The sequence below is a fragment of the Komagataeibacter saccharivorans genome (genome assembly GCF_004348195.1).
Taxonomy (GTDB): domain Bacteria; phylum Pseudomonadota; class Alphaproteobacteria; order Acetobacterales; family Acetobacteraceae; genus Komagataeibacter; species Komagataeibacter saccharivorans.
On record NZ_CP036404.1, the window covers coordinates 1,148,290 to 1,174,664 of the forward strand.

The following is a 26,375-nucleotide window of genomic DNA, read 5'->3' on the forward strand; positions in this document are numbered from 1 at the left end:
GAGGAAAATAATCAGGATTTCTGGTATTTATTGATACTTATTGTCCTTATTTTCTGGATCAACTTTCGGAAAAACGGAAATTTTTCTCCCAACATCACCTGATAGCATCCACCGTCTTTCCATTACGCTGCGATGGTCCACCGTGTTCTGTGGAATACCAGATGCTGAATAGAGCATTACCAATGGGACAGTTCATGACCTTCCCATCCCGTCCGTTGCCCTTGTGGCACCGGCCATGCTAGATTTCTGTCCAGTAGCGCCCGTTCGATACCTTTTACGATGACGATCCGGACCTCGCACCTCCGGTACAGGGCTTCATCGCGACGGGACAGTTTCTGTCCCGCAACCGGTATATCGAAGGGCCCGACATGACTGTCGATCTCCTGATAACTGACGCCTATATCTATGTTGACCATGGCCATGAAATTGCAGGCGGCTGGATCGCCATAAAGGACGGACGCATCCATTCCCATGGACAGGATGCGCAAGCCGCGCCACAGGCACACAGGACCATATCGGCCCATGGCCAGCTTGTGACACCCGGCCTGATAAACGCCCATCACCACATGTACCAGAACCTGACCCGGTCCTATGCGCCCGTTACGAACGGAACCCTGTTTGAATGGTTGCAGGGTCTCTATCCCCTGTGGGCAGGACTGGATGAAGAATCCGTCTATCTTTCCACTTTCATTGCCATGGTCGAACTGCTGATGGGTGGCTGCACGACCTCGATGGACCATATGTATGTCCACCCCAAGCCATTCCTGATCGACGCGCAGTTCCGGGCGGCGCGCGAGATCGGCTTCCGTTTCCATGCAACGCGGGGTTCCATGACCCGCTCTGTCGACGATGGCGGCCTTCCCCCCGCATCGGTAGTGCAGGACGAAGATACCATTCTGGCGGATAGCGAACGTCTTGTGGCCAAATTCCATGATGCGTCGCCGGGTGCCATGGATCGCGTCGCTCTGGCGCCATGTTCGCTGTTCAGCGTTTCCGAACGGATCATGCGGGAGTCCGCCATGCTTGCGGACAAGCACGACCTGCGCCTGCATACCCATCTTGCCGAAGACCCCGACGAAGATGCGTATTGCGCGGAAATATATGGCTGCACCCCCACGGAATATTTCGAGCGCGTCGGCTGGGCCTCTCCCCGGTCATGGGTCGCGCATTACATCTATCCCTCCAGCGCGGAAATAGACCGGCTGGCCCATGCGGGTGTCTGTACGGCCCAGTGTCCGTGTTCAAACATGATGATCGGCGGCGGCTCCGCCGATGCGATGGACCTGCGCCGACGCGGCATGCGGGTGGGCCTTGGCTGTGACGGCTCGGCATCGACCGACCATGCGTCCATGTGGCTTGAAACCCGCATGGCGCTTCTGCTTGGGCGTTTTCGTCATGGTCCGCACTCCATGTCCGCGCGCGATGCGCTCGACATGGCGACACGGGGCGGGGCTGCCTGCCTTGGTCGGGAAGACGAACTCGGCCACCTCCACCCCGGTGCCTGCGCTGATCTGGTGATCTGGAAAATGTCGGACATCGCCCTTGCCGGTGCCCTGACGGACCCTGTCGAAGCATGGTTGCGCTGTGCGCCCGCCGTGGCTGGCACCACCATTGTCAACGGTCGGATACTGGTTGAGGACGGCGTGCCACTCATGTCCAATCTCAACGACATCCTGCGCGCCCATACACGCGAAGCCCGCCGCATCCAGCGCCTGTCTGACCAAATCTGACCGACATTCGCACCATCCAGATCATGGCAGGTCGCGTAACACCAACAGTGCCTGCCTGATACGATTACATAGCCTTCAGGCGACGGGATCGTGCGGGATGAGAACTTACGCGGAGTGTCAAGGGATGACGGCCCGTGCCTGTCCCGTGAATGAGGGGATATAATCATTACTGTCATAGTTTTATCGACCATGACGGCACTTCCCCACCCTCGAGCACTGAAGAAGGCCACCGACCAGCCAGGCCGTGACAGCCCGGAGGGATGCATTTCGCATCCTTCCGGGCGCAGGCCAGAAAAGATCATTATCCATGCGCATGAACGCGACAGTTTTGTCAGGGTAGTATCTGGACGAGCGCGACAGACGTAGCTAAACAGTTCCTATGGAGAGGTGGCCGAGCGGTTGAAGGCAGCGGTCTTGAAAACCGCCGTGCGTGTGAGCGTACCGTGGGTTCGAATCCCACCCTCTCCGCCATCTCATTTCAACTTACCCGTTAGGCGTTGGTCCGTTATGGTCCAACTGCATCTTACGGCGTGCAGTTTGATTTTCTTCAAGACTATTTGAAACAGTCTGTCCGGCAAACATCCAGAAATCATAAAGAAGTTTTTGACGTAGCTTTTTTTCAAAACGCTTCGGAAGACGTTGCCTTTTCGCAAAAAGGCGACACTTAAAAAGCGCACCTGTTTTTATAACACATTACTTTTGAACAATATCTTATATAAATAATATTTTTTAATTTATACTTTTTGAAAGTAATCACTCCTTAAACGACAGCTACAATCATTCAGAAACACAAGAAATGAGGCATAAGGTAATATGCCCGTTCATAAATAAAAAAAGCACCCGACCGGCATGGTCGGGTGCTTTCCTTATGAAAGGCTTTGCGCGCTTACGCCCGCCGAGACGGGCCGAAAGCGGCAGGGTCAGACCGCGCGGCGGCCTGCACCACCTGAACGCTGACCGCCACCGGGGCGGCCCCCACGGCCACCTGCGGGAGGACGGCCACCGCCACCAGCAGGACGTCCGCCGCCACGGCCACGACCGCCGCCGCCACCCAGAACGGGCGGACGCATGGTCGAGTTCTCGGCCGCTTCCGAATGGTAGGGATGTTCGGACACAACCGGGATGGCCTTGCCGATATTCTTTTCAATATCCCGCAGCCATGCACGCTGTTCCGCATCGCACAGTGACACGGCCCAGCCTTCACGCCCGGCGCGCGCCGTACGACCGATGCGGTGCACGTAGCTTTCCGGCACATTCGGCAGGTCATAGTTGAACACGTGGGTCACGTCATCCACGTCGATGCCACGGGCCGCTATGTCGGTCGCCACCAGCACCTTGACGTTACCGGAACGGAAGCCCGACATGGCGCGTTCACGCGCACCCTGCGACTTGTTGCCATGGATGGCTTCGGCGGTGATGCCATGATCACTCAGGAAGGCTGCGACCTTGTTGGCTTCATGCTTCATGAGCGTGAACACCACGGCGCGCTCGACCTTGGGCGAGTCCACCAGCAACTTCAGCGCCTCGCGCTTATTGCCCGTATCGACGAACATCACGGCCTGACGGATACGGTCAACCGTGCTGGACGGCGGCGTCACCTGCACGGTGGCCGGGTCGCGCAGCAGACCATGGGCCAGGTCGGAAATGCTCTTGGGCATCGTGGCCGAGAACAGCAGCGTCTGGCGGTCGGTCGGCAGGGCCGCGACGATCTTGCGGATGTCGCGGACGAAACCCATGTCGAGCATGCGGTCGGCTTCATCCAGCACCAGCACTTCAAGGCCGGACAGGTCCACATGCCCCTGACCCATCAGGTCCAGCAGGCGACCGGGGGCTGCAACCAGCACGTCCACGCCACGGCGCAGGGCTTCGATCTGACGCCCCTGCCCCACGCCACCGAACACGACAGCGTAGCTGAAGCGCATGTGGCGGGCATAGGATGCAAAGCTTTCCCCGATCTGGGAAGCCAGTTCACGCGTGGGCGCCAGCACCAGCGCACGGGCGCCCTTGGGGTGTGCACGGCCCTTTTCACGGAACAGGCGGTCAAGGATGGGCAGCGCGAAAGCCGCGGTCTTGCCCGTGCCGGTCTGCGCCAGACCAAGCAGGTCGCGCCCTTCCAGCAGGTAGGGGATGGCGCCGGCCTGAATGGGGGTCGGGGTGGCGTAGCCTTCCTCGTCCAGTGCCCGCAACAGCGGCTCTGCAAGATGAAGATCGGCAAACGTTGTCATGAATGGCGCCTCCTGGCGCAAAAAATCGGGGCCGCAGGCCGTAAGGCTGGCGGCGGACCCGGATGGCGAACCGACAGATATGCCCGTCCCTGTCCCTTGGTGGCACAGGGGCGCGTATTCTGGCGTCGCAGGGATATCATGTGAGGAATAAAGGCCGGTCCAGTCTGCGTTTCTGCGTGTCCCCCGCGTCAAGGACACGCGCAATCAAACCAGCACGAGGAACAGGCGCGGTCCGTTCCCAAGCGCGATGCTGTATCGCGTTGTGGATGCGGGCGCAAGCTTTTTCACGCCCGCATGCCCTGCCATATGTTTACAGGATATTCAGGCGGAAGGGAAACGGTCGGTCAGGATGACTTCGCTATCGGGCAGTTTACCAACCCGCGGCAGGGCCGGGGCCAGGCCCTTGCCAATCACCACGAACATCGCCACCACATGGTTGGGCGGCAGGTTGATCAGCCTGCCCACCGCTTCGTAATCAAAACCATCCATGGGACAGGACTGATAACCCATGTCGGCCGCCGCCAGCATCAGGGTCTGCGCGGCCAGACCGCTGCTGCGCATGGTCTCGTCCTGCTGGACCCATTCGCGGCCTTCGTAATAGGCCTGGATTTTCTCCGCCATCATCTGCTGCACGTCTTGCGGCGCGCCATTGAAGTAGCGAGCCGGATTTTTCTTCCATGCATCACGGTCGGCACACACGACAATCAGCACCGATGCGTCGGTTACATGCGCCTGATCCCACGCGACCGCGCGCAGTTCACGGCGCAGGGCGGGGTCCCGGACCACCACGAAGCGGCAATGCTGGATGTTGAAGGCCGAAGGCGCCATCCGTGCCGCCGAAAGCATGGTCCGCAGTTCGGCATCGCTGATCGTGTGATCGGGATCGTAGGTCCGTATGGCCCGGCGGGTGCGGATTGCCTCAAGTGTATCCATTATCGCGTCTTCCCCTTGTGCCGCTTTTATGTGCGTGGGGTGTCCTTGCGCCGCAGCAGAAACAGCGCCTGTTCACCAAACAGGTTGGCCAGCCGGATCGAACGCCGCCATGGGGCGCGTTCGCCATCCTCATCAACCGCCATCCATTGCTGGACAACATAACCTTCATCTTCGCACAGCGTCAAAAAGTCGAGGATCGTGCATGGGTGGATATTGGGGGTATCATACCATGGCGTGCTCCACACGCTGGTCATGGGCATGCGCCCACGGGTCAGCATCTGCACGCGCAGCCGCCAGTGCCCGAAATTGGGAAAGGATACGATGGCGTGGCGACCGATACGCAGCATCTGCCGCAACACTTCACGCGGGCGTTCCACGGCCTGCAATGTGCGTTGCAGCACAACGTAATCGAAGGCGTTGTCGGGATAATGCGCAAGATCATGGTCAGCGTCGCCATGCATGACCGGCAGTCCGTGCGCGACCGAACGGGTCACTTCCTTCATGTCGATCTCGATGCCACGCGCATCGCACCCGCTATTGCGGAACAGATGGTCCAGCAGCGCGCCATCGCCACTACCCACATCAAGCACCCGTGTTCCGGGCCGGATCATTCCGGCGATCAGCCGCTGGTCAAGGCGCATGGTCAGGCAATCCCGGCATGTTCGGCGGTACCGGCCAGAAAGCCGCGTATGGTCCGGTCAAAATCCGGTTCATCCAGCAGGAAGGCATCATGACCCTTGTCACTATCGATTTCGACAAAGGATACGTTGGCGGCAACCCGGTTGAGCGCCCGCGCCAGCAGTCGCGCCTGCGATGTGGGGAACAGCCAGTCCGAGGAAAAGGAAATGATGCAGAAGCGCGTACGCGTGCCCGCGAACGGGTGCGACATATCGCCATCATGCTCGGCGCCCAGATCGAAATAGTCCATGGCCCGCGTAATGGTCAGATAGGAATTGGCATCAAAGCGCCGCACGAAGGATGACCCCTGATGGCGCAGATAGCTTTCCACCTCGAACATCTCCCCGAACAGGGAACCGGGCACCCCGCCCCGTCCCGGTTCATGGCGCACGCGGCGACCGAATTTGCGGGTCAGCGCGGCTTCCGACAGGTAGGTGATGTGCGCCATCATCCGCGCAACCGCCAGCCCCCGCGCCGGGATCTCGTTACATTCCCAGTACCGTCCGCCATGCCATTGCGGATCAGCGAAAATGGCCTGTCGGCTGACTTCGTTAAACGCGATGTTCTGCGCGGAATGAAACGGCGATGTCGCAATCGGCATCGCGGCGAACACATGGTCGGGGTAGGTTGCGGCCCATTCCAGCACCTGCATCCCGCCCATGGACCCCCCCACTACGGCCAGCAGGCGGCTTATGCCCATATGGTCGATCAGCAGTTTCTGCGCGCGCACCATGTCGCGGATGGTAATGGCAGGAAATTCGGTGCCCCACGGCTCCTGCCTGCCATCTTCGCCCCTACGCAGGCTACGCGGGCCGGTCGTGCCCATGCAGCCGCCCAGCACATTGATGCAGATGACAAAAAAACGGTCCGTATCAATCGGCAGGCCGGGTCCGACCATGCGGCTCCACCAGCCGGGCTTGCCGGTCAGCGGGTGCGGATCGGCTACATACTGGTCACCCGTCAGCGCGTGGCAGACAAGGATGGCGTTGTCACGCGCGGGCGACAGCGTGCCATAGGTGCGATAGGCCACGTCCACCGGTGCAAGGTGGAAACCGCAATCCAGACGTAATCCGTCCGGAAAGGTGACATGCTGGTGCGATAGGCTGGGGGCTGGGACGGTCTGGTCCATTCTGTATCCGGCATTGCGTCGACAGGGACGATAAAAGGCGGCAGGCACGCGCTCGCCCGCGCATGCGGGGGATACATGCTTCACAGCGTATGACATTACAACCCGGCGGTTGCAAGGTTCATGACCATATCACGGGTTTTACGGGTTCAGAACTGCTCCACCCTGCCAACCCCTTCTATCGCCTTGATCATCTGCGCCACACGCGGCGTTACGCGATACCGCTCGGCCAGGGTCAGTTCAACGTCTCGCGTTTCCGCAACCGATGGCAGCAGGATCACCCGCCCCCGGCCACCGCCATTGCCATGCAGCACGTCGCGGATCGGTTCCAGCGCATCGGCGCGGTCAAACCATATGCGCAGTTCAGCCGCGGCCTCCGCCGCAGCCTGTTCCAGTTCCATCACGTCCGACGCGGTAATGCGCAGTGCCTCGCCTTCCAGCTTCAGGTCGGCGGTTACGACCACGGCATTACCTGCCGTCAGGATCTCACGCGACCGCGACAGCACTTCGGAGAAGAAGGTCACTTCGCACCCGCCGCTGGCGTCTGACATGCGCACCCATGCCATCTTGTTACCGGTGCGCGTGGGGCGTTCCTTACGGTCCACCACGCAGCCCGCGATCTTGACCCGGCCAATGCCCGCCTGTGCCGCCGCTTCCAGCCCGGTGGCCCTGATGGCACCCAGCCTGCGCATGAGGGGACCGTAGGAATCAAGCGGGTGCCCGGTCAGGTGGAAGCCAATGGCGTCGGCTTCCATGTTCAGGCGTTCGAATTCAGGCCAGTCGGTACAACGCGGCAGGCGCAGCGGTTCACGCTGGGCGGGACCGCTGCCACCCCCACCAAACAGGCCAATCTGCCCACTGGCCGCTTCATGCGCGTTGGCCTGCGCACGGCGCATCACGGTTTCCGCCGCACCACAGGCCTGCGCACGGTTGGGCAGGATGGTGTCGAACGCCCCGGCCCGGGCCAGGTTTTCAAGCTGCATCTTATTGACCTGCCTGGGGTCCAGACGCGCGGCCAGATCCTCAAGATCTTTGAAAGGTCTGTCGCCACGTACCGCCACCAGCGACTGCATGGCGCTCAGTCCGACTTTCTTCACCGCCGCCAGCGCATAGCGGATGCCGTAGGTCTGGCCGTCGGGCATTTTTTCCACCGTGAAATCCGCGCCGGACGCATTGATGTCGGGCGGTAGCAGCGGAATGCCCAGCCGGTCGGCTTCCTGCCGCAGTCCCGCCAGCTTGTCGGTTTTTTCACGCGCAAGGGACATACACGCAGCGATGAAGGCGACGGGGTGGTTCGCTTTCATCCATGCGGTCTGGTACGAAACCAGCGCATAGGCTGCGGCATGGGATTTGTTGAACCCGTAATCAGCGAATTTGGCCATGAGGTCGAACACCTCCGCCGCCTTTTCGCGTTCGATGCCGCGCTTCATCGCCCCTTCGGTAAAGATTTCACGCTGACGGTCCATTTCAGCGCGGATCTTCTTGCCCATCGCACGCCGCAACAGGTCAGCGCCACCCAAACTGTAGCCCGCCATCTTCTGCGCGATCTGCATGACCTGTTCCTGATAGACCATGATGCCGTAGGTCTCTTCCAGGATGTCGCGTATTTCCTCGTGCGGGGGTTCCCATGCCTCCCCGTGCTTGCGGCGACAGTAATCGGGAATATTCGCCATCGGGCCGGGACGGTACAGCGCCACGGCGGCGATCAGGTCTTCCAGACGGGTCGGGCGCATCTGCTTGAGCACGTCACGCATGCCCGCGCCTTCGAACTGGAACACGCCGCCGGTGTCACCGCGCGCCAGCATGTCATATGTCAGCCCGTCATCCAGCGGCAGGGCCGACAGGTCGACCTCAACCCCCATGCCATGCAGGAATTTCACCGCGCGTTGCAGGATCGTCAGCGTGGTGAGACCAAGGAAGTCGAATTTGACCAGCCCCGCCTGCTCGACAAACTTCATGTTGTACTGCGTGACCAGCATATCGCTCTTGGGGTCGCGGTACAGCGGCACCAGTTCCACCAGTTCGCGGTCCCCGATCACCACACCGGCGGCGTGGGTACTGGCATGGCGGAACAGCCCCTCAAGCTGCTGGCCGATTTCCAGCAGGCGGCGGATGGCTTCATCCTCGTCGCGCATTTCCTGCAGGCGCGGCTCGCCTTCTATCGCCTGTTTCAGGGTGACTGGCTGGGCAGGATTGTTGGGAATCAGTTCCGCCACCCGGTTGACCATGCCAAACGGCAGGCCCAGCACACGCCCCACGTCACGCACGGCGGCGCGGGCCTGCAGCTTACCGAAGGTGATGATCTGGGCTACGCGATCCGGCCCGTATTCATGCCGGACGTAGCGGATGACTTCATCACGCCGGTCCTGACAGAAATCGATATCGAAATCCGGCATCGACACGCGTTCGGGATTGAGGAAACGTTCGAACAGCAGGTTGAACGGGATGGGATCGATATCGGTAATGGTCAGCGCCCACGCCGCCAGCGAACCCGCCCCCGACCCACGCCCTGGCCCCACGGGGATGTCATGCGCCTTTGCCCACTGGATGAAGTCGGCAACGATCATGAAATAGCCGGGGAAACCCATCTGGGCGATGATGTCGAGTTCAAACGCCAGCCGTTCTTCATATTTCTGGCGCGTCTCGTCATCGATTTTCATGCGCGACAGACGGTTCGCAAGGCCGCTAATGGCCATGTGGCGCAGGGTCTGTTCCTCGGTCTGGCCTTCTTCCACCTTGGGGCAGACCGGCAGCAGGGGCTTGCGCGTTTCCACCTGAATGGCACAGCAACGCGCGATTTCCAGCGTATTGTCACAGGCTTCGGGCAGGTCGGCGAACAATTCGCGCATTACCTCCGGCGGCTTGAACCAGTGTTCGGGCGTGACCCGCCAGCGGTCACGCTCCGCCATCGTGCGCCCCTGCGCGATACACAGCAGCGCGTCATGGGCTTCATACATATCAGGGCGGGGGAAGAAACATTCATTGGTGGCGACCAGCGGTATGCCCATGCGGTCGGCCATGGCGATCATGCCCGGCTCCACCGCGCGTTCCGCCGCCTGTCCATGCCGGTGCAGTTCCACGGCCATGTTGGCGCCATAGGCTTCATGCAGGCGGGCCATGAAGGTTGCGGCTTCGCGTTCCTGCCCTTCCGCCAGCATGTGAAACAGCGGGCCACGGCTACCGCCAGTCATAAGGAACAGCCCCCCTGCCCGTTCACACAGCAGGTCGAGGGTTACGGTCGCCTCATCCGTTTCATTCTGGAGGAACCCCGCCGAGGACAGGAACTGGAGATTGGCCAGCCCCTCCGCATTGCGCGCCAGCAGCGCCAGCGGTTCGGCCGGCATGCCGGGCTTGTCGCTACGTGAGGGCAGGGCAAGCTGGCAGCCGATGATGGGCTGCACGCCCTTCTTGCCGCAGTACTGCGAAAACTCCAGCGCGCCGAACATGTTGCCCGTATCGGTAATGGCGACGGCGGGCATGTTCATGTCATGCGCCAGCGCCACCAGTTCGGGCACACGGATGGCCCCCTGACTGAGGGAATAGGCGGAATGGACACGCAGGTGGATGAAATCGGCATGGGACATGGCGACACTCTACCCTACTGGCCACCCGATTTGCACTACCTCCGAGACCTGTCCGACCTGCCCGCACGGGTGCTGTAGGGGCAACGGCAGACAGGACGCGGCCCCGCGCACATGCCCGGCCAGAGTACGGCATCGGTTGTGAGCGGGGGCCTGAAAAAAGAAATGCCGGAACCCGAAGGTCCCGGCATGGGATAATGCAGACTGGTCGGATCAGACGGGGCGGCGTTCACGCAGGAACGGAAATTACGCCATCCCCGAAAAATCTAGGCGTCCGTCTCGCCCGACGTGTCCTCCAGCGGGATGATCTTCCCGTCACGCAGGGTAACAACGCGGTCCATGCGCCGTGCAAGATCCATGTTATGGGTGGCGATCAGGGCGGCCACGCCATGCGCCCGCACGGTTTCAAGCAGCGCGTCGAATACCGCATCAGATGTATGGACATCCAGATTGCCGGTCGGTTCATCCGCCAGCAGCACCTGCGGGCGGTTGGCAAGGGCACGGGCGATGGCCACGCGCTGCTTCTCCCCGCCCGAAAGCTTGCCGGGCAGGTGTTCCAGGCGATGCCCCAGCCCGAAGGCCGCCAGCAGTTCTTCGGCCCGTTCGCGTGCCTGCCTGCGCGGAACGCCTGCGATCATCTGCGGCAGCATGACGTTTTCCCGCGCGCTGAATTCCGCCAGAAGGTGATGGAACTGATACACGAAACCGATCCGGTCCCGCCGCAGTTCCGTACGGTCCCGGTCCGGCAGCGCACCCGCATCCTGTCCCGCCAGCAGGATACAGCCCGCATCGGGTTTTTCCAGCAGGCCCGCAAGGTGCAGCAGGGTCGATTTGCCCGTGCCCGACGGGGCCACAAGGGCCACGATCTCACCGGGATAGAGGGTCAGGTCCGCGCCACGCAGCACGTCCAGCACTTCTTCCCCACTGATATAACGGCGGGCAACCGCGTCCATGCGCAGCGCGGGTGTGGACGGATTGGGGTTCTCATTCATGGCGCAGGGCCTCCACCGGATCGGTCCGCGCCGCCCGCCATGAGGGATACAGCGTCGCCAGAAGCGACAGGACCAGCGCCATGACGATAACCTCGATCACCTGCGACCAGATCAGTCTGGCGGGCAGATGTTCGAGATAATAGACCTCCGCATTGAACAGGTCGGTGCCGGTGATACGCTGCAGAAGCTGGCGGATATGTTCGATGTTGAGACAGAACACGATACCCAGCACCGTGCCCGCTATCGTGCCGGTCACCCCGACCGACGCCCCGCACATGAGGAAGATGCGCATGATCGCACCCCGTGTCGCCCCCAGCGTACGCAGCACGGCGATATCGGCGCTCTTGTCCTTGACCATCATGATCAGCGATGAAATCACGTTGAACGCGGCGACAAGGATGATCAGCGTCAGGATCAGGAACATGACATTCTGCTCCACCTGCACGGCACCGAAAAAGGCGTTGTTGCTCTGCGTCCAGTCCATGACGCGCACGGTGCCATCCATGGCCTTTTCAATGCCCTGACGCACCGGGGCCACGTTTTCCGCATCGCGTGTCATGACCTGCACCTGCGTCACCTGACCGGGTAGCTGGAAATAGACCTGTGCGGCATGCAGGGGCAGAAATACGTAGCTGGCGTTGTAATCATTCACCCCTGCATCGAAAATCGCCACCACGCGATAGGCCCGCACGCGTGGCATGGTGCCAAACGCCGTTGCCGCACCCTGTGGTGAAACAAGGGTAAGCCTGCCGCCTACGGTCAGCCCGGCGCGTTCAGCCAGCGTGGTGCCGACGATGATGGTGTCATCATCTCCAAAGTCATCCAGCGTTCCGGCGACCAGATTGTCACTGACTTCGTGCAGGGCGATCAGGTCATTGCGGGTCATGCCACGCACCAGACCGCCCGCATTGTAGTTGCCCGAATTGAGCAGTACCTGCGATTCCACCAGCGGCGCTGCCGAAACCACACCCGGCACCTGACGCACGCGACCTGCGACATCATCATAATCGCTGATCGTGCGCGTAACGCCGTATACGCTCAGATCCCCGTTCAGGCCGAGGATGCGGCCCAGCAGGTCGGCCTTGAACCCGTTCATGACCGACATGACGATGATGAGCGTCGCAACGCCAAGGGCGATCCCCACAAGCGAGAAGATCGCAATGACGGAAACGAACCGTTCCCCGCGCCGGGCATGCAGGTAGCGCCCGGCGACCATCCGCTCGAAGGGACCGAACATCAGCCGTGGTTTTTCAGGACAAGGGCCAGCGCACCTTCAACCGTATCCTCGGTGCGTTCACCCGTGCGGCGGTTCTTGATCTCGACCTTGCCCTCCTTCGCCCCACGCGGGCCGACGATAAGCTGCCACGGATGCCCCATCAGGTCAGCATCGGCAAACTTCGCGCCCGCGCGTTCGCTGCGGTCATCATACAGCAGCAGGTCCGGCGCGGCCGCGTACAGTTTTTCGCAGATGCCGTCACACACGGCGTCACCCGACTTGAGGTTGATGATCGCGGCCTTGAAGGGGGCCACGGATTCCGGCCAGATGATGCCGTTTTCATCGTGGCTGGCTTCAATAATCGCGGCAACCAGACGCGAGACGCCAATGCCATACGATCCCATTTCCGGATACAGCGGCGCGCCATCCGGCCCGCTGATCGCGATATCCATGGATTCGGTGTATTTGCGCCCGAAGTGGAAGATGTGCCCGACCTCGATGCCACGACCCTCGCGGCGGCGCCCGGCAGGTACCTGCGCCCATGCGGCTTCGTCATGCTTCTCGTCGGTCGCGGCGTAGAAGGAGGTCATGCGCGTGAAGAATTTCTCCAGCGACTGACGATCGGTGATATCGACATCTTCCGCCAGCCAGTCCTGCTCCTCCAGTGCGCTGTCGAAGAACACGCCGCTTTCGCCGGTGGGAGCAAGGATCAGGAATTCATGGCTCAGTTCGCCCCCGATCGGCCCCGTATCGGCCAGCATCGGGATCGCCCGTACGCCCAGACGCTGGAACGTGCGCAGGTAAGCCAGCATCATGCGGCGATAGGTATCGACAGCCGAAGCGTAGTCCATATCGAAGCTGTAGGCGTCCTTCATGTAGAACTCACGCCCGCGCATCACGCCAAAGCGGGGACGCACCTCGTCACGGAACTTCCACTGGATGTGGTAAAGCACCTGCGGCAGTTCCTTGTAGGACTTGACCACCTGACCGAACAGGTCGGTGATCATTTCCTCATTGGTCGGCCCAAACAGCATGTCACGTTCATGGCGGTCACGGATGCGCAGCATTTCCGGCCCATAGGCGTCATACCGGCCCGAACGCTTCCACAGGTCGGCGGACTGGATGGTGGGCATCAGCATTTCCTGCGCGCCGATGGCATCCTGTTCATGACGCACGATGTTCGCGATATTGCGCAGTACCCGCAATCCGGCTGGCAGCCAGGCGTAGATGCCTGCCGCCGTCTGGCGAATCAGGCCCGCACGCAGCATGAGCCGGTGCGAGGTGATCTGGGCCTCGGTCGGATTTTCCTTGAGGGTCGGCAGAAAACTGCGGGACAGACGCATATCCGTATGAACCTTGAAGTATGGGAGCCAATAACGCGACGGACCCTAAACCAATAGCAACGCCCGTGGAATGGGGCATGTGCAGCCGCCCGCCCGATACCACACCGAAGCGTGATGCCCCGCCATCCCCCGGACGTAAACATCCGCGTGAGGGGGTGTAGCCGCTGCCCCCGTGCGGGGCTAAGGTGCGCGGGCAAATCTGGTTGCAGAAACGACGCCGGGTTTAGGGAAAACGTACCAAAAAAAAATGGCAGGAAACGGATCAACCGCTTCCTGCCATAATCATTTCCGGCCTTGGCCGCTCCGGTCAGACGCGCAGCAGATGCACATCCACCAGCGGGCGCTTCTGCAGCTTGCGGCCCAGTGCGCGGCGCAGGGCGGTTTTCGCCGCCTCGCGGAAGGTGGCGTCGCTTGCACGCAGTTCATCGGGAATCTCATCCAGCGCATTGCTGAACTCTTCCGTGATCCGCTGGGTTTCCGGGTCTTCCGCATCCAGCAGGCCCGGCGCGCTCACCTTCGGGTCACCGATCAGGTAGCCTTCATCATCCACCGCGAAGCTACCCAGAACCATGCCATTGAACAGCATGCGACGGCGTGCCGACAGGACGCCACCGTTCATGGGCAGAATCCGCCCGCCATCAAGCACCAGACGCCCGGTAGGCGCCGTATCCCCGACTTCAACGCCATCAGCGCGAATATCGAGGATATCACCATCTTCCAGCAGGACCGGCTCGATATCGAGTTCCTGCGCAATGGCCGCGTTGGCGGTCAGGTGCCGCCATTCGCCATGTACGGGAATAAGGAAGCGCGGCCGCACGAGATCATACAGCATGCGTACGTCGCCACCCGTTGCATGGCCCGATACGTGAACAAGGTGATCCTTGTCCGTAATCACATGCACGCCACGGCGGGTCAGGCTGTCCTGCACCTGAATCACCGCCTGCTCGTTACCGGGGATCATGCGGCTGCTGTAGATGACGGTGTCATTCTCGCCCAGCGCGATATTGGGGTGCGTATCACCTGCAATACGCGACAGGGCCGAACGCGGCTCGCCCTGGCTGCCCGTTACGATAAGCAGGATTTCGCCATCGGGAACCGAGTTGGCGTCCTGTTCCGAAAGGAAGGCCGGCACGTCGGACAGATAGCCACATTCACGCGCCGCGACCTCAAGGTTACGCAGGCTGCGGCCCACCACCGCCACACGGCGGCCCGCCGCCTGCGCGGCCTTGGCCAGCGTTTCCACGCGCGCCACATTACTGGCGAAGCAGGTAACGGCAATCCGCCCTTCAAGCGAGGCGATCAGCCGCGTCATCTCGCGCCGCACATCCGCTTCGGAGGCGGAGGGACCTTCGGTGCGGACATTGGTGCTGTCACACACCATCGCCAGCACGCCTTCACGCCCCAGGGCGGCAAAGGTCTCAAGGTCGGTCGGGGGGCCGACCTGCGGGTCGGGATCAATCTTCCAGTCGCCGGTATGGACGATGATGCCCTGCGGCGTACGCAGCACGAGCGACTGCGATTCCGGCACCGAATGGGTGACCGAGACGAAACGCAGGTCAAACGGCCCGACCGTAAACGCGCTGCCCGGCGCCACGACATGGATCGGCACCTGCTGGAGCAGTCCGGCCTCACCCAGCTTGCGGCGCAGCACGGCGGCGGCAAACGGGGTGACATAGACCGGACAGCCAAGCTGCGGCCACAGATGGGCGATCGCACCCAGATGGTCTTCATGCGCGTGGGTGACCACAAGGCCGGTCAGCGCCTTCTTGCGTTCGGCGATGAAAACCGGATCGGGCAGCAGGATCTCGGCTTCCGGCGTATCGTTGCCGCTGAAGCCGATACCACAATCGACTGCAAGCCATGCCTCGCCCTGACGGTACAGGTTGAGGTTCATGCCAATTTCACCTGTCCCGCCCAAGGGCAGGAATGAAACGCCTGTTACTTCATTCATCAAGAAATCCTGTTTCTGTTAATACGGTTTGCGATGGGTTCGAGAAAACGGGCCTGGAACGTCTGTTCCGTGCCGGATTGGTTGTCCTGTTGTCAGCCCGTTCAGGGCCAAGAATGCCGTCAGTCACCAGCCTCAGGCCGGTATGCGCGCCGCGCTGCGTGGTGGAACCTGTCCATTTTCCCATTCCTCGCCCCAAGGGAACCGGATGGCTGAAAATGGTGCTCGACACCGACGCAGGTTTGCGGACCTACGCTAACAAATCCTGTATGGGATTATCATGTAATGCCGCTGACTCAAATCTCTTTCGGTGGTCGGGCTGGATTATTATCATCCGCGGGGCGCCAGAAGCACCTCGCCCGTTACGACCCGGACCGGGCCGGACGCCGTGTGCAAAAGCAGGATTCCATCATCGGCCAGACCTGCAAAAGTGCCGCTGAACTGCCGGTTTCCCGCCTTTACATCAACCTTTGTGCCTACCGGATGCCCGCGTTCAAGCCATGCCGTACGGATTGCTCCAAACCCCTGCGCCGCATGACAGGCAAGCCAGCCATCCAGCCTGCGCAGCAGAACCTGCGCCATGTCGGGGGCAGTCGGCACATCCCCCCCGCATTCAGCCAGACAGGCCACATCCCGACCGGCGATAACAGGCGCACAGCGCAGGTTCGCCCCCATTCCGATAACCTGCCAGGCGATACCTCCGGCGCTGCCGGTCTCGATCAGGATACCCGCCATCTTGCGGCCATCCAGCAGCAGATCATTGGGCCATTTCAGTTCCAGCCGGTGCCCGGCAGGCAGAAAATCCGCAACCGCGTCATACAGCGCAAGCCCCGCGATGAATGGCCACAACCCCACAGGCACATCATCCGCCCCCTGCCCCATCAGCATGACGGACAGGGCCAGATTGCCACCGGGATCGGACCATTCCCGCCCCCGGCTGCCACGCCCCGCAGTCTGCTTCAGGGCCAGGATCGCGACACCGTTGGCGCCCTGCCCCGCATCCAGCCGCTCCCGGCACAGATCCGATGTCGATCCCAGCCGGTCATGCACCTCCAGCAGCCACGCCCCACCACCCATGCGGGGAATGGAACGGATGGAAGGACGGGCCGGGATATGGGTCATGCTTTACCTGAACAATGCGGAAGCCGCCGCCTGTGCCGCCGTGGCGACGGGACCAAGCCCCACCACGAAGAACACCGTCACCAGCCCCATTCCCACTGACACGAACGAGACGGAAACAGGAGACCGGTCCAGCGCCGGGACGGCGGTATCAAAGAACATGACCTTGACGATGCGGATGTAGTAGTACGCCCCGATCACGCTGCTTACGATACCGATTGCAGCCAGCGCGTAAAGATGCGCGTTGATCGCGGCATAGAACACCATGAGCTTGCCAAAGAACCCGGCCAGCGGCGGCGCCCCGGCCATGGAGAACATGAATATCGCCATCGCCAGCGCCATGCCGGGGTCCGTACGGCCCAGACCGGCCAGATCGCTGATACGGGTTACGGCGCGGCCATTGCGGCGCATGGCGACAATGCCCGCAAATGCGCCGACATTCATGAACAGGTATGTCACCAGATAGACCAGCGTGCCACGCGTGCCTTCCGCCGTACCGGCGGCCATGCCGATCATGGCGTAACCCATATGCCCGATGGAGGAATAGGCCATCAGCCGCTTGATGTTCCCCTGCGGGATCGCCGCCAGCGAACCGAATACCATGGAAAGGGCGGATACCACTTCGATCAGCAACTGCCATTGTGGCGTCATGCTGCCGAAGGGACCGGCCATGACACGCAGCAGCACGGCGAAGGCCGCGATCTTGGGCGCGCCGGCCATATAGGCGGTCACCGATGTGGGGGCACCCTGATATACATCCGGCGTCCACATATGGAACGGCACCATCGACAGCTTGAAGCACAGCCCCACCAGCACGAACACGATGCCCACCATAAGGCCCGCAGGCAGCACGGCGCTGCCACGCACGGCCTGTTGCAGACCCGCATATTCCAGCGTCCCGGCAAAGCCGTAAGCCAGTGAAATGCCATAGAGCAGGATGCCCGACGCGAGCGAGCCAAGCACAAAATACTTCAGCCCCGCTTCAGCCGCCCCCACCCGGTCACGCGCGAAGGCGCACAGGATGTAGATGGACAGGGACGAAAGCTCCAACCCCACAAACAGCGTCATGAGATTGCCAGAGGACGCCATGATCATGGCCCCCAGCGTGGAAAACAGGATCAGCACCGGGAATTCGAACTTGTCGATTTCCATTTCGCGCGCATAACCCACGCTCAGCACCAGTGACAGTGCCGCGCCCGTCAGGCTCAGCACCTTCATGAAGCGGGCAAAGCCGTCATTGATAAAAACATGGCTGTAGCCCGTGCCATCGGGCGAAATTACGACAAGCACCCCCGTCACGACAAAGGCCAGCAACGTCATCATCGCGCAGGAAAAGAAAGCCTGCCCACGCTTCTGCATCACCCCGGCCAGGAGGATGGCCAGCCCCGACAGGGCCAGCACGATTTCAGGCAGAGCAAGTGTCCAGTTCATCGGTATTGGCCCTGACATCCTTGGGGTTAGCGGTAAAACAGCATGGTGGACAGCAGCACCACCAAGCCGATCAGCATGGAAAAGGCGTAAACCGCGATGGAGCCGGTCTGGACCCGCACCGCCTGTCCCGCACTGCCGGATGTCAGGCGGGCCAGTCCTTCGGGAATGGCCTCGATCACACCTTCATCCGCGCCCTTCCACAACAGGCGTGCAAGGGCGCGGTACGGGCGGATGATCGCCACATCATACAGTTCGTCGAAATACCATTTGTTCAGCAGGAACAGGTAAAGCGGCCGCAGGCTGCGGGCGAGTGCCGCCGGAATACCGGGGCTTGCCACGTAGCAGACATAGGCGACCGCAATACCCAGCACGGCTGCGAATGTCGGCACCAGCGCGATGAAGCCCGGCGTCTGCTCCAGACGGTCGATCACGGACTGACCGGGCACACCGGCAATCGCCCCATTCCAGAATGCCACATGACGCGCGCCGATATACAGCGGTTCCAGCGCCAGACCGGCCACCACGGCACCGAAGGACAGCAGCACGACCGGCAGCATCATGGATGGCGGGCTTTCATGCGCGCCTTCATACAGATGCCCGTCACGCGGCCGGCCATGAAACACCAGAAAGATCAGGCGCCAGCTATACAGCGCGGTCAGGAACGCGGTGATGCAGCCCATAAGCCAGCCATAATGGCCCATGCCATTACCCGACATCCATGCGGCCTCAAGGATCGCATCCTTGGACCAGTACCCGGCAAAGGGGAAGATACCCGCCAGCGCAAGGCTGCCGATCCACATGGCGATGTAGGTCAGCGGGATCTTGCGCCACAGCCCGCCCATGCGGAACATGTCCTGTTCATCGTGAACGGCATGGATCACGCAGCCCGCGCCAAGGAACAGCAGCGCCTTGAAGAACGCATGTGTGGTCAGGTGGAACATGGAGGCCTGATAGGCCCCTACACCCACCGCCACGAACATGTAGCCAAGCTGCGAACAGGTGGAATAGGCGATCGTGCGCTTGATGTCAGGCTGCACCAGCCCCACCGTGGCGGCAAAGAAGCTGGTTGTTCCACCGATCAGCACGATCAGATCGCGCGTGACGGGGGCAAGTTCCACCAGCGGCGACATCCGCACCATGAGGAAGATGCCCGCCGTCACCATGGTCGCTGCATGGATCAGGGCGGAAACCGGGGTCGGTCCCTCCATCGCGTCAGGCAGCCATGTGTGCAGGAACAACTGCGCCGACTTGCCCATCGCGCCGATGAACAGCAGCGTCGCGATGACTTCCAGCAGCGGATGCGTGCCGAAAAGCTGGAACGTGTCGTTCACATGCGCAGGCAGCGCGGCAAAGATGTCATCATAGGACACGCTGCCCAGACGGATGAAGATGAGCGAGATGCCGACAAGAAAGAACAGGTCCGCCACGCGGTTGACCACGAATGCCTTGATGGCGGCGGCACAGGCGGACGGCCGGTCGTACCAGTAGCCAATCAGCAGGTAACTCGCCAGCCCCACCCCTTCCCAGCCGAAGAAGAGCTGGAGCAGATTGTCGGACGTAACCAGCATGAGCATGGCAAACGTAAACAGCGACAGATAGGAGAAGAAGCGAAAAACCGGCCTGCTCTCATGCGCCATGTAACCCACGCTGTACACATGCACCAGCAGGGAGACCACCGTGACCATGGCCACCACGCTGACCGACAGCGCATCCATGCGCAGTTGCCAGTCCGCCCGGAAACCCGCTGCATGGACCCAGTCGGCCACGGGTACGATAACCGTGTTCATGCCGCCGCCCATCTCGAACCCCAGCACGCCGATCGCGGCAAGTGCCGCACACGTCATGAAGGCGATGGTCGTGAAACGCGCGGCCCCGTCCCCCATAAGGTGACCGAAGCACCCGGCGACAAGAAACCCGATCAGGGGCGCGAACACCGCCACTTCAAAAAGGAAGGATGCTGTCTGCATTTTCCTTACCCCTTCATCATCGTGATATCGTCGACTTCGATCGAGCCGCGATTACGGAAATACACCGTGACAATGGCCAGACCGATGGCGGATTCCGACGCGGCGATGGTCAGCACGAACAGGGTCATCACCTGCCCCGACAGATCGCCGGTAGCCGCTGAAAACGCCACGAAATTGATATTGGCCGAAAGCAGGATCAGCTCGATCGACATCAGGATGATGATGACGTTCTTGCGGTTCAGGAAAATGCCGAACACGCCCAGAACCAGCAGGATCGCGCCAACACTCAGGTAGGGCGCAAGGCCGATCCCCTCAATCGCGCTATTCATCGTCCTGTCCTTTCGCGCCTTGCGCCGGGGTAATGACCACCAGCGCGGTTTGTGTCTGTTCCGCGGCCTCGCGCGCACGCCATGCTTCCGTCCCGTAGGTGCCGGGCACGGCGGCGACATCGTAGCTGTCATGCGGGCGCAGGAAGCCGCCCTGTGCCGCGACCCCGGCCCCCAGCGGCACCTGAAGCATTTCAAGCGATTCCTGGGGCACGCGGTCGTGCTGGCGGTCGATGTTCTGCCTGCGGCCCGTCGGGCGGTCGCGCAGGGTCAGCACGATCGCGCCGATCATGGCCACCAGCAGCACCAGCGCGCAGGTCTGGAACAGGAAAATATAGTGGGTGTAGAGCACATCCCCCAGCGCCGCCGTGTTGGTCCGGGTGGGCGAGGACGGAACCAGATGCGTGATCTGCCCGATATTGCCCGCCACGCGCCAGTGGGTGAACGCCATGATGAGTTCCACCAGCAGCACGCCACCAACCGCAGCCCCGATCGGGGCGTAACGCTGCACGCCTTCACGCATCTGCGCAAAGCGGACATCAAGCATCATGACCACGAACAGGAACAGCACCGCGACCGCGCCGACATAGACAATAACCAGCGTCATCGCCAAGAATTCGGCCCCCGCGATCAGGAACAGCCCCGCTGCGTTGAAGAACGCCAGAATCAGGAACAGCACCGAATGCACGGGGTTACGGGCGCACACCACCATGGTGGCGGACAGGACCAGAACCGCCGCGAAAACGTAAAAGACGATTTGGGTCATCATGGGTGAGCTTCCTGCCGCATGGATGTTTCCTCCTGCTGGCATGGCGGCCACGGCCTGCGCGCGGTCCGCCGTGCGGTATCAGCGGTACGGGGCATCAAGCTCGAGCCTGCGGGCGAGAACGCTTTCCCAGCGGTCGCCATTGGCCAGAAGCTTGTCCTTGTTGTACATAAGTTCTTCGCGGGTTTCGGTCGCGAACTCATAATTCGGCCCTTCGACAATCGCATCGACCGGGCAGGCTTCCTCGCACAGGCCGCAATAGATGCACTTGGTCATATCAATGTCGTAGCGCGTGGTGCGGCGGGAGCCGTCATCGCGCGGTTCGGCCTCGATGGTGATGGCTTCCGCGGGGCATGTCGCCTCGCACAGCTTGCACGCAATGCAGCGTTCTTCCCCGTTGGGGTAGCGGCGCAATGCGTGTTCGCCACGAAAGCGTGGCGAAAGCACGCCCTTTTCATAAGGGTAGTTGATCGTGGCCTTCGGCTTGAAAAACGCCTTCAGCGTCACGCTCATGCCCGCCACCAGTTCGGACAGCAGCATGGAGCGGGCGGCCTTGCTTAATGTACCCATTAGCCTGCTCCTCCGGGCAGAAGGCCCGTTACCATCAGGAATCCCGCGCTCAGCACCATCCACGCCAGCGAGAATGGCAGGAACACCTTCCACCCCAGCCGCATGAGCTGGTCGTAGCGATAGCGGGGGAATGTCGCGCGCACCCAGATGAACACGAACAGGCAGAACAGGATCTTGGCGATCAGCCACAGCGGCCCCGGTATCCATGTAAAGGGCGCGATGCCCAGCGGCGGCAGCCAGCCACCAAGGAACAGGATGCTGACCATGCCGGACATGAGGAACATGTTCGCGTATTCGCCCAGAAAGAACAGGCCGAATGCCAGGGCTGAATATTCGACGAAGAAGCCCGCCACCAGTTCGCTCTCGCCTTCCGGCAGGTCAAAGGGCGCACGGTTGGTCTCGGCCAGCGCCGAGATGAAAAACACGATGAACATCGGGAACATCGGCAGGCAGAACCAGACATGGCGCTGCGCCAGCACGATGTCATTGAGGTTGAGGCTGCCCACCGCCAGCAGGACCGATACGATCACCAGCCCGATGGACACTTCATACGACACCATCTGCGCCGCCGAACGCAGCCCGCCAAGAAACGCGTATTTGGAATTGGACGCCCAGCCCGCGATCAGGATGCCGTAAACACCCAGCGAGGAAATCGCCAGCAGGTACAGGACACCCACATTGATGTTGGCGATGGCCAGCCCGTTCCCCGTGGGGATCACCGCCCACGCCACCATGGCCAGCGAGAAGGTCAGGAACGGCGCGAACAGGAACAGCATCCTGTTTGCACCAGACGGGATGACCGTCTCCTTCGTCAGCATCTTGATCGCATCGGCGAAAGCCTGCAGCACGCCGAACGGGCCGTTTACATTCGGCCCCTTGCGCAACTGCATCGCGGCCATGACCTTACGTTCGGCCAGGGTCAGATACGCCACGCCCAGCAGCAGCGGCACCAGCACCGCCAGGGATTCCAGCACGATCAGCAGGATCTGGCCGATGACGGTATGAAAGAAGAAATCAGCCATGTCCCTACTCCGCAGCCTCGATGGCGGGGTGCACGTAAATCCCCGAACAGGTTTCCATGGTCGGGCTGGCGCGGCACACGGCGTGGGTCAGGTAATAATCGGATATGACCGGCCGAAGCGGCGCATCCGACACCGGAACCGTCCCCGCATCGGGTGCCGTGGTGTCCGATGTGCCATGGCGGCTCCATGCCGCATGTCCGAATACCGGGCTGGCCTGCACCATGCGCTCGCGCAGGGCTTCCAGCGTATCGTAGGGCAGTTTGCGGCCCGCCACTTCGGAAAAGGCCCGCAGGATGCGCCAGTCTTCACGCGCATCACCCGGCGGCATGACCGCGCGGAATGCTTCCTGCACGCGCCCTTCGGTATTGGTGTAGGTGCCCGGCTTTTCCGCATAAAGCGTGCCCGGCAGGATCACATCCGCCCGCGCGGCACCCGCATCGCCATGATGCCCCTGATAGACGACGAAGGTTTCCGGCCCGATACGATCGGTCGGGAACTCGTCCGCGCCCAGCAGCCACAGCACGTCAACGCCGCCATCCAGCATGCCCGCCACATCGCGCCCCTGCGGGCCGGGCAGGAACCCAAGATCCAGCCCCGCCACCCGGCTTGCCGCCGTATGCAGGACATTGAACCCGTGCCAGTCCGGGCTGATCGCCCCGACCTTCGCCGCCAGATCCCAGCATGCACGCGCAATCGCCTGCCCGTCCGGGCGGGTCAGCGCACCATGGCCGACAATGATCATCGGTTTTTGTGCGCCCGCCAGCACATCGGCAAACGGATGCGTGCCGTCGGCAAGGGCCGCCAGCGCGTCCGGCCCCTGCCCCAGCACATCCACTGCGTATGTCGGGTCGGCATTGGGCGCGCCGATCATGCCGATGGGAAAACCACCCCGGCCTGCCGCAAGGTAGCGTTTACGGATACGCGCATTCAGCACGGGCGCTTCCTGCCGGGGAATGGAGCCTACGATCAGCAGGGCATCCGCATCCTCGATCCCGACGATACCTGTGTTGAAAGTATAGAAGTCCCGGCGTGAAGTATCGTATTTCGCCCCGTCCTGACGGCAGTCAATATTGGGCGAACCCAATGTTTCCATCAGATCCTTCAGCGCCATCATGCTTTCCGCATCGCACATGTCGCCCGCGATCGCGCCGATACGCTGGCCCGGCACATCCTTCAGCCGTGTGGCGATGGTGGCGAACGCATCCTGCCAGCTTGCGGGCTGGAGCCTGCCATCTACCCGCACCCAAGGCCGGTCCAGACGGCGGCGGCGGAACCCGTCCACAACAAAGCGCCCCTTGTCCGCCAGCCATTCCTCGTTCACTTCGTCATTGATGCGCGGCACGATGCGTAGCACGGCGGCCCCACGGGCCTGCATGACGATATTGGTGCCTACCGCGTCGCACACATCGATTGAATCCGTGCGCTTGAGTTCCCACGACCGCGCGGTAAATGCGTAAGGCTGCGAAGTCAGCGCACCGACGGGGCAGATATCGATCAGGTTGCCCGACAGTTCGGATGTCAGGGCCTTTTCAACATAATTGGTGATTTCCAGATTTTCCCCGCGCGAAATACCGCCCAGTTCCGGAACGCCCGCGATTTCGGTGGAAAAACGGATGCAGCGCGTACACTGGATGCACCGTGTCATGACCGTCTTGACCAGCGGGCCAAGATACTTGTCGGTCACCGCGCGCTTGTTTTCATGGTAACGGGTATGGTCCGCGCCATAACCGAATGCCTGATCCTGCAGGTCGCATTCGCCACCCTGATCGCAGATCGGACAGTCAAGCGGGTGATTGATCAGCAGGAACTCCATCACCGCGCGGCGGGCGCGACGCACCACCTCCGTATCGGTGAAGATCTGCATGCCTTCGTTTATGGGAAACCCGCATGAGGCGACCGGCTTGCGCCCGCCCGAGACCTCGACCATGCACATACGGCAGTTGCCCGCCACCGACAGGCGTTCGTGATAACAGAAACGCGGGATTTCCTTGCCCGCCGCCTCACACGCCTGAAGGGCGCTGGAACCTGCCGCGACCTCGACGGGGATACCGTCAACGGTTACTTTCACCATTGTTCCTACTCCGCCGCTTCATTCATGCCAGCCGGAACCTGTACGGTCCGGCTACCGCCATGCGCCGCCTTGTAGGCGTGGATACGTTCTTCCATCACCGGGCGGAAACGGCGGATCAGCCCCTGGATCGGCCATGCCGCCGCATCGCCCAGCGCGCAGATGGTGTGTCCTTCCACCTGCCGGGTGACCTGCTCCAGCATGTCGATTTCCTCGATTTCCGCGCGACCCTGCACCATGCGGTCCATGATGCGCATCATCCAGCCCGTGCCCTCGCGGCACGGCGTGCACTGGCCACAGCTTTCATGCTTGAAGAATTTGGAGAACCGCGCGATGGCCGCGATGATATCGGTGGATTTGTCCATCACGATCATGCAGCCGGTACCAAGGCCGGACCCCTCGGCGCGCAGGCTGTCGTAATCCATAAGCACGTTTTCACACACGTCACGCGGCAGCATGGGCACCGAACAGCCGCCGGGTATGACCGCCAGCAGGTTATCCCACCCGCCGCGCACGCCACCACCATGCTTTTCGATGATGTCCTTCATCGGGACACCCAGCTCCTCCTCAAACACGCAGGGCGTGTTGACGTGACCCGATATGGCCATGAGCTTGGTACCCGCGTTGTTGGGCCGCCCCAGCCCGGCGAACCATGCCGCGCCACGGCGCAGGATGGTGGCTGAAACCGCGATGCTTTCGACATTGTTGACCGTAGTGGGGCAACCATACAGCCCCATCGCCGCCGGGAAAGGCGGCTTCATGCGCGGCTGGCCTTTCTTGCCCTCAAGACTTTCCAGCAGGGCGGTTTCTTCCCCGCAGATATAGGCACCCGCGCCGCGATGGATATAAAAGTCGAAATCCCAGCCGGACCCGCAGGCGTTCTTCCCGATCAGTCCGGCTTCATATGCCTCGTCAATGGCGTGCTGGAGATGACGGGCCTCGTTATAGAATTCGCCACGGATATAGATGTAAGCCGTATGCGCACCCATGGCGAAAGAGGCGATCAGCGCGCTTTCCACCAGCTTGTGCGGATCATGGCGCAGGATTTCGCGGTCCTTGCAGGTGCCGGGTTCCGACTCATCGCCATTGATGACCAGATAATGCGGTCGCCCGTCATTCTTTTTGGGCATGAACGACCATTTGACGCCGGTGGGGAAACCCGCCCCGCCCCGGCCGCGCAGGCCGGACGCCTTCATCTCGTTAATGATGGCATCGCGCCCGCGCGCCAGTATCGCGCCCGTATTGTCCCAGTCGCCGCGGGCACGGGCACCTGCCAGCTTCCAGTCATTCTGGCCATACAGGTTGGTAAAGATGCGGTCCTTGTCCTGAAGCAT

At 61.6% G+C, this 26,375-nt stretch carries 19 protein-coding genes and 1 tRNA gene; 2 read left to right on the top strand and 18 right to left on the bottom strand.

Annotated features, from left to right (window positions below; genetic code table 11):
• Positions 1-368 precede the first annotated feature (368 nt).
• Complete coding sequence (locus KSAC_RS05215; protein ID WP_132304595.1) at positions 369-1,730, top strand: 8-oxoguanine deaminase; 1,362 nt, start codon at positions 369-371, stop codon at positions 1,728-1,730.
• A 381-nt stretch (positions 1,731-2,111) separates the two neighbouring features.
• Positions 2,112-2,201 (top strand) — tRNA-Ser (locus tag KSAC_RS05220).
• 449 nt (positions 2,202-2,650) lie between these two features.
• Here the strand turns inward: KSAC_RS05220 and KSAC_RS05225 are convergent.
• The 18 genes from KSAC_RS05225 to nuoF all read right to left on the bottom strand — a co-directional run bounded on the left by KSAC_RS05225 (position 2,651) and on the right by nuoF (position 26,375).
• The gene (locus KSAC_RS05225) at positions 2,651-3,955 is read right to left on the bottom strand and encodes a DEAD/DEAH box helicase (protein ID WP_132304597.1); all 1,305 of its coding nucleotides are present in this window, start codon (positions 3,953-3,955) and stop codon (positions 2,651-2,653) included.
• Positions 3,956-4,276: 321 nt separating this feature from the next.
• Positions 4,277-4,888, bottom strand: a complete 612-nt coding sequence (locus KSAC_RS05230; protein WP_118963016.1) for a nitroreductase family protein — start codon at positions 4,886-4,888, stop codon at positions 4,277-4,279.
• Positions 4,889-4,914: 26 nt separating this feature from the next.
• Positions 4,915-5,529: a methionine biosynthesis protein MetW gene (gene metW / locus KSAC_RS05235; protein WP_102323334.1), complete on the bottom strand. Its 615-nt coding sequence runs from the start codon at positions 5,527-5,529 to the stop codon at positions 4,915-4,917.
• 2 nt (positions 5,530-5,531) lie between these two features.
• Positions 5,532-6,695 (bottom strand): homoserine O-acetyltransferase MetX, encoded by a 1,164-nt coding sequence (gene metX, locus KSAC_RS05240; RefSeq protein WP_102323333.1) that lies wholly within the window; start codon positions 6,693-6,695, stop codon positions 5,532-5,534.
• A gap of 146 nt (positions 6,696-6,841) precedes the next feature.
• Positions 6,842-10,276, bottom strand: a complete 3,435-nt coding sequence (gene dnaE, locus KSAC_RS05245) for a DNA polymerase III subunit alpha (RefSeq protein WP_102323332.1) — start codon at positions 10,274-10,276, stop codon at positions 6,842-6,844.
• Between the two features lie 263 nt (positions 10,277-10,539).
• Positions 10,540-11,265 carry an ABC transporter ATP-binding protein gene (locus KSAC_RS05250; RefSeq protein ID WP_118963015.1) on the bottom strand — a complete coding sequence of 242 codons (726 nt, stop codon included), beginning with the start codon at positions 11,263-11,265 and terminating at the stop codon, positions 10,540-10,542.
• Entirely contained in the window at positions 11,258-12,502 is a 1,245-nt protein-coding gene (locus KSAC_RS05255; protein ID WP_102323330.1) for a lipoprotein-releasing ABC transporter permease subunit, read from the bottom strand. The genes KSAC_RS05250 and KSAC_RS05255 overlap by 8 nt, the downstream gene beginning before the upstream one ends.
• Positions 12,502-13,824, bottom strand: coding sequence for a proline--tRNA ligase (proS, locus tag KSAC_RS05260; protein ID WP_102323329.1), 1,323 nt, complete (start codon positions 13,822-13,824; stop codon positions 12,502-12,504). Before proS ends, KSAC_RS05255 begins: the two co-directional genes overlap by 1 nt.
• A gap of 307 nt (positions 13,825-14,131) precedes the next feature.
• Positions 14,132-15,775: a ribonuclease J gene (locus KSAC_RS05265; protein ID WP_110546349.1), complete on the bottom strand. Its 1,644-nt coding sequence runs from the start codon at positions 15,773-15,775 to the stop codon at positions 14,132-14,134.
• Positions 15,776-16,102: 327 nt separating this feature from the next.
• Positions 16,103-16,894 carry a biotin--[acetyl-CoA-carboxylase] ligase gene (locus KSAC_RS05270; RefSeq protein ID WP_132304599.1) on the bottom strand — a complete coding sequence of 264 codons (792 nt, stop codon included), beginning with the start codon at positions 16,892-16,894 and terminating at the stop codon, positions 16,103-16,105.
• A 3-nt stretch (positions 16,895-16,897) separates the two neighbouring features.
• Entirely contained in the window at positions 16,898-18,322 is a 1,425-nt protein-coding gene (gene nuoN, locus KSAC_RS05275; RefSeq protein WP_110546353.1) for an NADH-quinone oxidoreductase subunit NuoN, read from the bottom strand.
• A gap of 26 nt (positions 18,323-18,348) precedes the next feature.
• Positions 18,349-20,289, bottom strand: a complete 1,941-nt coding sequence (nuoL, locus tag KSAC_RS05280; RefSeq protein ID WP_132304601.1) for an NADH-quinone oxidoreductase subunit L — start codon at positions 20,287-20,289, stop codon at positions 18,349-18,351.
• A gap of 5 nt (positions 20,290-20,294) precedes the next feature.
• Complete coding sequence (nuoK, locus tag KSAC_RS05285) at positions 20,295-20,618, bottom strand: NADH-quinone oxidoreductase subunit NuoK (RefSeq protein ID WP_132304603.1); 324 nt, start codon at positions 20,616-20,618, stop codon at positions 20,295-20,297.
• Complete coding sequence (locus tag KSAC_RS05290; protein ID WP_102323323.1) at positions 20,611-21,384, bottom strand: NADH-quinone oxidoreductase subunit J; 774 nt, start codon at positions 21,382-21,384, stop codon at positions 20,611-20,613. The genes nuoK and KSAC_RS05290 overlap by 8 nt, the downstream gene beginning before the upstream one ends.
• A 78-nt stretch (positions 21,385-21,462) precedes the next feature.
• Complete coding sequence (gene nuoI / locus KSAC_RS05295) at positions 21,463-21,951, bottom strand: NADH-quinone oxidoreductase subunit NuoI (protein WP_102323322.1); 489 nt, start codon at positions 21,949-21,951, stop codon at positions 21,463-21,465.
• Complete coding sequence (gene nuoH, locus KSAC_RS05300) at positions 21,951-22,973, bottom strand: NADH-quinone oxidoreductase subunit NuoH (RefSeq protein WP_102323321.1); 1,023 nt, start codon at positions 22,971-22,973, stop codon at positions 21,951-21,953. The genes nuoI and nuoH overlap by 1 nt, the downstream gene beginning before the upstream one ends.
• A 4-nt stretch (positions 22,974-22,977) precedes the next feature.
• Positions 22,978-25,044: an NADH-quinone oxidoreductase subunit NuoG gene (nuoG, locus tag KSAC_RS05305; protein WP_132304605.1), complete on the bottom strand. Its 2,067-nt coding sequence runs from the start codon at positions 25,042-25,044 to the stop codon at positions 22,978-22,980.
• 5 nt (positions 25,045-25,049) lie between these two features.
• Positions 25,050-26,375 carry an NADH-quinone oxidoreductase subunit NuoF gene (gene nuoF, locus KSAC_RS05310; RefSeq protein WP_102323319.1) on the bottom strand — a complete coding sequence of 442 codons (1,326 nt, stop codon included), beginning with the start codon at positions 26,373-26,375 and terminating at the stop codon, positions 25,050-25,052.

Excerpts from the sequence above, each read along its gene's own strand:
- KSAC_RS05215 (WP_132304595.1), top strand. The coding sequence starts at position 369 with ATGACTGTCGATCTCCTGATAACTGACGCCTATATCTATGTTGACCAT.
- KSAC_RS05225 (WP_132304597.1), bottom strand. The coding sequence starts at position 3,955 with ATGACAACGTTTGCCGATCTTCATCTTGCAGAGCCGCTGTTGCGGGCA.
- KSAC_RS05230 (WP_118963016.1), bottom strand. The coding sequence starts at position 4,888 with ATGGATACACTTGAGGCAATCCGCACCCGCCGGGCCATACGGACCTAC.
- metW (WP_102323334.1), bottom strand. The coding sequence starts at position 5,529 with ATGCGCCTTGACCAGCGGCTGATCGCCGGAATGATCCGGCCCGGAACA.
- metX (WP_102323333.1), bottom strand. The coding sequence starts at position 6,695 with ATGGACCAGACCGTCCCAGCCCCCAGCCTATCGCACCAGCATGTCACC.
- dnaE (WP_102323332.1), bottom strand. The coding sequence starts at position 10,276 with ATGTCCCATGCCGATTTCATCCACCTGCGTGTCCATTCCGCCTATTCC.
- KSAC_RS05250 (WP_118963015.1), bottom strand. The coding sequence starts at position 11,265 with ATGAATGAGAACCCCAATCCGTCCACACCCGCGCTGCGCATGGACGCG.
- KSAC_RS05255 (WP_102323330.1), bottom strand. The coding sequence starts at position 12,502 with ATGTTCGGTCCCTTCGAGCGGATGGTCGCCGGGCGCTACCTGCATGCC.
- proS (WP_102323329.1), bottom strand. The coding sequence starts at position 13,824 with ATGCGTCTGTCCCGCAGTTTTCTGCCGACCCTCAAGGAAAATCCGACC.
- KSAC_RS05265 (WP_110546349.1), bottom strand. The coding sequence starts at position 15,775 with ATGAATGAAGTAACAGGCGTTTCATTCCTGCCCTTGGGCGGGACAGGT.
- KSAC_RS05270 (WP_132304599.1), bottom strand. The coding sequence starts at position 16,894 with ATGACCCATATCCCGGCCCGTCCTTCCATCCGTTCCATTCCCCGCATG.
- nuoN (WP_110546353.1), bottom strand. The coding sequence starts at position 18,322 with ATGAACTGGACACTTGCTCTGCCTGAAATCGTGCTGGCCCTGTCGGGG.
- nuoL (WP_132304601.1), bottom strand. The coding sequence starts at position 20,289 with ATGCAGACAGCATCCTTCCTTTTTGAAGTGGCGGTGTTCGCGCCCCTG.
- nuoK (WP_132304603.1), bottom strand. The coding sequence starts at position 20,618 with ATGAATAGCGCGATTGAGGGGATCGGCCTTGCGCCCTACCTGAGTGTT.
- KSAC_RS05290 (WP_102323323.1), bottom strand. The coding sequence starts at position 21,384 with ATGATGACCCAAATCGTCTTTTACGTTTTCGCGGCGGTTCTGGTCCTG.
- nuoI (WP_102323322.1), bottom strand. The coding sequence starts at position 21,951 with ATGGGTACATTAAGCAAGGCCGCCCGCTCCATGCTGCTGTCCGAACTG.
- nuoH (WP_102323321.1), bottom strand. The coding sequence starts at position 22,973 with ATGGCTGATTTCTTCTTTCATACCGTCATCGGCCAGATCCTGCTGATC.
- nuoG (WP_132304605.1), bottom strand. The coding sequence starts at position 25,044 with ATGGTGAAAGTAACCGTTGACGGTATCCCCGTCGAGGTCGCGGCAGGT.
- nuoF (WP_102323319.1), bottom strand. The coding sequence starts at position 26,375 with ATGCTTCAGGACAAGGACCGCATCTTTACCAACCTGTATGGCCAGAAT.